Genomic DNA, 4,678 nt, shown 5'->3' with positions numbered 1-4,678 from the left:
CCGCGATCGTCCGCGCCGCCGAGTCCCGCGTCGACGGGTGGTACTGCCCCGCCCGGACGTCCCGCGCCAGCCGCGCCAACTCGCTGCCCGCCCGGTAGGCGCTCCCGCCCACCACGCGCATCGCCTCGTCCACCGCGTGCGCCGCCGTGTCCACCGCCCGGGCCTTCGTCCCCACGGATCGGAGACTGCACCACCAGCTGTCGGCTGGCCGTGCCCGTGCCGTCCGGCTTCGCCCCGAGTGCCACGCGCATCGACATGCCGTCGGCCTCGCGGATCGAGTCGAGCGGCGGGTTCGTGACCTGGGCGAAGCGCTGCGAGAAGTACTTCGCCATGCCGCCCTCGGTGTCGCTGAGCGCGTTGATGGCGTTGCCGTAGCCCATCGCCGAGATCCGCTCCGAGCCGTTCTGCAGCATCGGGTCGAGCATGAACCGGAAGCTCTCCTGGTTCAGCGAGTACGCCACGTAGCGGCCCGCGAGCGACAGGTCGCCCTCGTAGCCGAGGGTGGTCGTCGTGCGCTGGTACTCCGGCGCCGGGACGTCGTCCAGGTTGACGCGCGCCGCGTCGAGCAGGGCGCCGTAGGGCTTCCGTGCCGCGAGCATCTCGAGCACCTCGCGGGTGCGCATGAGCGTGCCGGTGCGGTGGTCGACGACGAGCATGCCGCCGGCCTCGATGCGCCCGCGGTGCACGACCTCGTCCGCGGCGAACTCGACCTGGCCGGCCTCCGACGACACCATCAGGTACTCGGCCGTCTGCACCGAGCGCAGCGGGCGGAGGCCGAGCCGGTCGAGCCGGGCACCGACGACGTCGCCGTCGCTGAAGATCACCGCTGCCGGGCCGTCGTTCTTCTCCTCGTAGAGCGAGAAGTACTCGAGCATGTCCCGGACCTCGGGTGTGAGGGTCCGGTCGTTCTCCCACGCCGGGGGCATGAGCGTCACGACGGCCTCGACGATCTCGAGGCCGTCGTCGAACACGCGGCTCTGCAGGGTCTGGTCGAGGCGGCTCGAGTCGGACTGTCCCGGCGGCCGCACGATGCTCCGGGTGCGGGCACGGGCGAGGGCCTCGTCCGACAGCCGGTTCTTGCGGTCGGTGTTGAGCTCGCCGTTGTGCGCCATCAGGCGGAACGGCTGCGCCATCGTCGGGTGCGGCTCGGTGTTCGTCGAGAAGCGCGTGTGGAAGTAGAGCGTCCGCACCGAGTGGCGCGGGTCCCGCAGGTCGGTGAAGTACCCGATGACCTCGCCGGAGTTCAGCCGGCCCTTGAGGATCTGCGTCCGGGCGCTGAGCGACAGCGGGTACAGGGCGGCGTGCTCGGCGCGGGCGGCGGCGGCCTGGCCGTACGACACCGCCTCGATCGCGAGCAGGGCGCGGTTGGCGGCGGCGTCGACCTCGTCGCGCGTCCAGGCCTCGGGGGCACGGAAGACCCACTGCACGATCGGCAGCTGGTACTGCTCGGCCTCGGGACGGGCGACGGAGTGGTCGACCGGGACGTCGCGGACGAGGAGCAGCTCGAAGCCCTGCTGCTCGATGGCGTCCGTGACGGTCTGCTGGGCTGCTGCGCGCTCGTCGTCGGCGTGGGCTCCGTTGCTGCTCGGCACGAAGCAGTTGGCGACGCCGAAGTGGCCGGCGCGGAGCTCCACACCGGTGATCGCGCTGAAGAACTCCACCGACAGGTCGATGCTCACGCCCGCGCCGTCGCCGACGCCCTCGGCGGACTTGCCGCCGCGGTGGGGGATGGCGCACAGCGCTTCGTCGCCCTTGCGGATGACGTCGTGGCTCGGCGTCCCGTCGAGTCGGGTGATGAAACCGACGCCGCAGTCGCTCGATTCGCGGGCAGGGTCGTAGAGACCGAAGGAGGAGGGGTTCACGTGTGCAGGTCCAGTGGGGCGTTGCCGGCAGCGGACGGCCAGGCTGCATCAGTGGAGCGCTCGCCGCGGGCAGACCGGTGGTGGCAGTCGGGCCCTGTGGGGTTGTGGTGCGGTGAGGCGATGCTACGGCGCGGTATACCGCCCGCGCAACACGGCGCAGCCAGGAGGCGCGGGGCGGCTCCGCGCGCGGGCGGCGGGTGGCGCGGGCTGGGGCGGGCGGGGCGGCGCGGGCGGGCGGGCGGGCGGCGCACGGCGCACGGTGCGGCTTCGTTCGGCCGGTGCGGCGCTGCCCGCTCGGTGCGGGGTTGTAGCCGCGCACGGAGCGGTCGAGCGCGCACGGGCTGGCGGGCGACGCACGGTGCGGGTTGGTCCGGCTGGTGCGGGGCGGCTCGGCGGGTGCGACGCTGCCCGCTGGGTGCGGGGTTGTAGCCGTGCACGGAGTGGTCGAGCGCGCACGGGCTGGCGGGCGACGCACGGTGCGGGTTGGTTCGGCTGGTGCGGGGCGGCTCGGCGGGTGCGACGCTGCCCGCTGGGTGCGGGGTTGTAGCGGGGCACGGTGCGGTCGAGGGCGCACGGGCTGGCGGGCGCGGCACCGTGCGACGTTGATGGGCCGGTGCGCCGCTGTGCGCCGGGCCCACGCGGGCCATCGGGATCGCGGAGGCTGCACGGTGCGGGGTTGTTCGGCCGGTGCAGCGTTGCCCGCTCGGCGCGGGGTTGAAGCGCGGCACGGAGCGGCCGAGGCCGCACGGAGTGGCGAAGGCCGCACCGTGCGCCGGTGCGCACGGTGCGGCGAACCCCGCACGGGCCGTACAACCTCGCACGGGGTCAGGCCGCGCGACGCTCCTCGACCTCGATCGGCTCGGTCGCCGCCGTGCTCGCGTCCGCCGCCGGGGTCGATCCCGGTCGGATGATCTCCGGGCGACGCCGCGACCGGAACACCCATGCCTTGAACAGGACGAAGCGGACCAGCGTCGCGACGAGGTTCGCAGCGTGAAGCACGACGATCTCGGCACCGTGCGACGATCCCGGCGCGGCCGCGTGCAGGATCACGAGCGACCCGGAGGTGATCGCCCACGCGATGCCGAAGACGACGAGCCCCTGCACGTGGTGCCGCCCCGCCCCGGCCCGGCCTCGGACCCCGAACGTGAAGCGTCGGTTGAGCGCTGTGTTGCCGATCGCGGTCACCAGGAGCGCGAGGAAGTCGGCGGTCTGGGCGCCGATCGCCGGACGGAACAGCGCGTAGAGGGCGGCAAACGCGATCGTCGACAGCACCCCGATCCCACCGAAGCGCAGGACCTGCCCGACGATCCCGACGTGCGGCGGCGTGAAGGGGCGACGGCCGATGGCGTCGTACACCGCGGCGATCGGCACCCGGCCGGTCGCGAGCCCGCGGGACACGCGCCACATCCCCTTGAGGTCCTCGGTCGCGGTCGAGGTGATGTGCACGGACGAGTTGACGTCGTCCACCCAGTCGACCGGCACTTCGTGGATCCGGAGCCCGGCGTGCTCGGCCAGCACGAGCATCTCCGTGTCGAAGAACCACGCGTCGTCCTCGCACAGCGGCAGGACGTGTTCCGCGGCCTGGCGGGTGATCGCCTTGAACCCGCACTGCGCGTCGGAGAAGGACACCCCCATCGTCGTGCGGAGTAGCAGGTTGTAGGAGCGCGAGATGAACTCGCGCTTCCCGCCGCGCACCACCCGCGACGACCCCGCCAGGCGTGTGCCGATCGCGACGTCCGAGTGCCCGGACAGCAGCGGAGCGAGGAGCGGTTCCAGGGCCGCGAGGTCGGTGGAGAGGTCCTCGTCGACGTACACGAGAACCGAGGCGGGGGAAGCCGCCCACACCGCTTTGAGTGCCCGTCCTCGTCCCTTCTCGGGGAGGTGCACCGCGTGTACGTCAGGGAGCATCGCGGCGAGGTCGTCGGCGATGCGTGCGGTGTCGTCGGTCGAGGCGTTGTCCGCGATCGTGATGCGCCAGGTGTTCCGGAGCGACGTCCGGCAGAAGGTGTGCAAGCGGCGGACGTGCGCGGCGAGCGTGTCCTGCTCGTTGTAGCAGGGGACGACGATGTCGATGTCGAGGGTCTGGTTCGTCTCCGTCATACCGCAGATGCTCGACAGCGGGCATACGGGGACCGCTGCAGCCGGCTGTGCCGCGTCTAAGAACGCGTTCGGCAGCCGGCGGCGACGGTCGCGTCAGTCGGGCAGCAGGATCTGCACGACCGCGACGACGGCGAGCACGGCGATCGGGACCCCGGCGATCCAGGCACCGGCACGCACCTGGGTCCGGCGGATCGTGGCCGGGGCGTGCGACGACCGGGCGAACTCGGTGGCCGCGACGAGCTCGGGTGCGGCGGCCGGCGGCGCGGGTTCGGGCTGCGGCCGGTCGTCCTCGAAGGCGGGCACCTCGACCACGAGGTCGTCGGCGCGTGGACGGTCCGGCAGTCGTGCGAAGTCGTTCGGCATGCGGGTCCCCGTCCGGTCCACTCCAGTGTGCCAGCGGCCGGCCCGGCCGTCACCCCTGGACGGTGGGATCCCCGGGCCGCAGGACGATGCGGCCGTCACCCCTCGACGGTGGGCGCCCCGGGCAGCAGAACGACGCGTCCGTCACCCCTGGACGGTGAGCGCCCCCGACTGCAGGACGATGCGGCCGTCACCCCTGGACGGTGAGCGCCCCCGACTGCAGGACGACCCGACCGTCCTTCGGCAGCCACACCTGGAGCCCGCCCACCTCGGCCACGGAGAACCGCGACCGCTCGGTGGCGAACAGCTGCGTGACCGCGCCCGACGGCGGGAAGCGTCGGTCGTCCCGACCACGA

The 4,678-nt window shown here is 73.0% G+C and carries 2 protein-coding genes and 2 pseudogenes; all 4 read right to left on the bottom strand.

The annotated features are described in order from the left end of the window. Nucleotides 1–121 (bottom strand): annotated as a pseudogene (locus tag I5E_RS23120) (acyl-CoA dehydrogenase family protein); the annotation flags it as partial. Nucleotides 122–236: 115 nt separating this feature from the next. Continuing rightward, nucleotides 237–1,862: pseudogene (locus I5E_RS01000) on the bottom strand (glutamate synthase central domain-containing protein); the annotation flags it as partial. An 825-nt stretch (nucleotides 1,863–2,687) separates the two neighbouring features. Next, entirely contained in the window at nucleotides 2,688–3,962 is a 1,275-nt protein-coding gene (locus I5E_RS00995) for a glycosyltransferase (RefSeq protein ID WP_022905356.1), read from the bottom strand. A gap of 93 nt (nucleotides 3,963–4,055) precedes the next feature. Beyond that, a complete protein-coding gene (locus I5E_RS00990; protein WP_022905355.1) occupies nucleotides 4,056–4,325 on the bottom strand; it encodes a hypothetical protein in 270 nt (89 codons plus the stop codon). Nucleotides 4,326–4,678: the final 353 nt, after the last annotated feature.

This window comes from Curtobacterium sp. B18, assembly GCF_000333375.1.
Lineage (GTDB): Bacteria > Actinomycetota > Actinomycetes > Actinomycetales > Microbacteriaceae > Curtobacterium.
The sequence above is the reverse complement of the archived record's forward strand: the minus strand, read 5'-3'. Positions and strand labels throughout refer to the sequence as shown.

What these genes read in the sequence shown, in the direction of transcription:
- I5E_RS00990 (WP_022905355.1), bottom strand. Translation starts at nt 4,325, where the DNA reads ATGCCGAACGACTTCGCACGACTGCCGGACCGTCCACGCGCCGACGAC.
- I5E_RS00995 (WP_022905356.1), bottom strand. Translation starts at nt 3,962, where the DNA reads ATGACGGAGACGAACCAGACCCTCGACATCGACATCGTCGTCCCCTGC.